This window comes from Psychrobacter sp. UBA2514 (genome assembly GCF_002341255.1).
Lineage (GTDB): Bacteria > Pseudomonadota > Gammaproteobacteria > Pseudomonadales > Moraxellaceae > Psychrobacter > Psychrobacter pacificensis.
Window position 1 is genome coordinate 5353 of the sequence record NZ_DDNS01000004.1, and the last position, 1793, is coordinate 7145.

The 1793-nt window shown below is 43.9% G+C and carries 2 protein-coding genes and 1 pseudogene; all 3 read left to right on the forward strand.

Going from position 1 to position 1793, the window contains the following annotated elements; translation table 11 throughout:
- On the forward strand, positions 1–392 hold a 392-nt coding region (locus tag B3V51_RS01340), incomplete at its 5' end, for a hypothetical protein (protein WP_286707837.1).
- A 39-nt stretch (positions 393–431) separates the two neighbouring features.
- Positions 432–1538 (forward strand): DUF2804 domain-containing protein, encoded by a 1107-nt coding sequence (locus tag B3V51_RS01345; RefSeq protein ID WP_212563668.1) that lies wholly within the window; start codon positions 432–434, stop codon positions 1536–1538.
- 112 nt (positions 1539–1650) lie between these two features.
- Positions 1651–1793 (forward strand): annotated as a pseudogene (gene dcd / locus B3V51_RS12865) (dCTP deaminase); the annotation flags it as partial.

Here is a 1793-nt window from a genome sequence, read left to right on the forward strand (position 1 = left end):
CTGCGCCCAAGCAGTACACGTTATTAAAAATGCTGCGTCCGCCCGTGTATGAAATTGAGCTATCAAATAACCAACTGATTGGCGTTTGCTACTATAAAGATGGTAGTAGCAAGCGCTATCAAGTCAATGCAACCTTTAGTAATAGGCGAATGGTGATTGCCGATTTTTTGTCAGCAGTAGAGGCGATGGCGGCTTTATTGTTAAAGTTTCCCAAGCATCCTTTTGGGACAAATGGTTTTGCCGTAGCAAATGTGACGCAGGAGCTGGTCGATGGACTCACTGCAATAGAGGTCAAAGCCATTACAGAAGCTATTTGGGCCGCATCAAGGCAAGCAAAAAGAACAGTGATAAGTACCGAAGTAAGCTATCAAGGACAAGTGATTAGTCAGTAATAAATGCAAGACAAGGATGTCATAGCAATGTATGGACCTATGAAAAGCGACAAGGTAGATAATGTAGCTTACGCAAATATCATTTCTACCGATATAAAGCCACAAGCTATCGAACAGCTCATCCAAAATGGTCAGCCGCAATTTGGGGTGTTCTCGCAAGTTAAACAAATCAATTATCTCGATTATTACAGTCCGCTAATCTCGCAAAAACCATTATCAAACTGGCGTAAAGACTTCAAGGCCAATCAATTCTGTTTTGTCCAAATCATCGAGCCGCCTTTTAGAGTATGTCTCGCACTGGCAACGATTAAGATTGCCACTAGTGCTTTTGTTTATGTTTACAACGAAAAGACTGCACAATTAGAGATTGGGGAAGCCTTGCAGCCAGTTACGCGCTGTAGTGAATTTAAAGGCGATCACTATCAAGGGCAGATGTCTTTTACCCATAGCAAGCTTAGCCTAACGTTAGGTTTTACCCCAGAGCAGGTGAGTATAGAGCTTGATAGCCAATATCTAGCAGTCCATGCAAAATTAGAGCGTCAGCAGCAGCCGCTTGCGATATGTACGCCAACAGGCAGACGCGGTTGGACGTTTACCCAAAAAGAGCCGTTGAGCGCTGCTAGCGGCGAGATAATTATCAAAGCGGGTGCACAGATAACCGCTAGTCAGCAGCAAATACTTGAATTGAGCAAGACAACAAGAGCCAATCTAGATTGGACACTGGGTTATATGCGTCATGAGACCAATTGGTTTTGGACTTGTATCAACAGCTACCTAGCAGATGGTCGGCATTTTTTATTGAATCTCTCTATGGGTGTCAATGAGACAGGTCTAAGTGAGAATGCTTGTTGGCTCGATGGCGAGATTTTTTATCTGCCACCTGTATTATTTGAGCGTAAAGATACGAATGACTCCTCTGCCAATACTTGGCACATTTATCATCGAAGCTTAGGCTGGAGCAGTGTCGATATCGATTTAACTTTCACGCCGATTAGAGTCTACAAAAAAACAGACAATTTCGGCGTTGTCGCCAGCATCTTTGAGCAGTGGCTAGGGGAGTACAGCGGCGAGATACGCTTAGCTGGGCAAGTGCTACGCTTGGATAAGGTAATGGGACTAGCGGAAGATCACTTTGCAAAATGGTAATATCTGACTCAAGCTGAATAGCGAGTGGATACTTTTATCTCGCGTAAAACCTATAAATTGAGCCATCAATTCCGTATAATCATCGCTATTAAAAATTTGCTAAGGAATAACAATGTCTATTAAGTCTGACCGCTGGATTCGTAAAATGGCCGAAGAGCACGGCATGATCGAGCCATACGAGCCAGGTCAAGTGCGCTTTAATGATGCAGGCGAGCGTTTGGTGAGCTACGGTACCTCAAGCTACGGTTACGATGT

Coding starts and splice junctions, on each gene's coding strand:
- B3V51_RS01345 (WP_212563668.1), top strand. CDS start 432: ATGAAAAGCGACAAGGTAGATAATGTAGCTTACGCAAATATCATTTCT.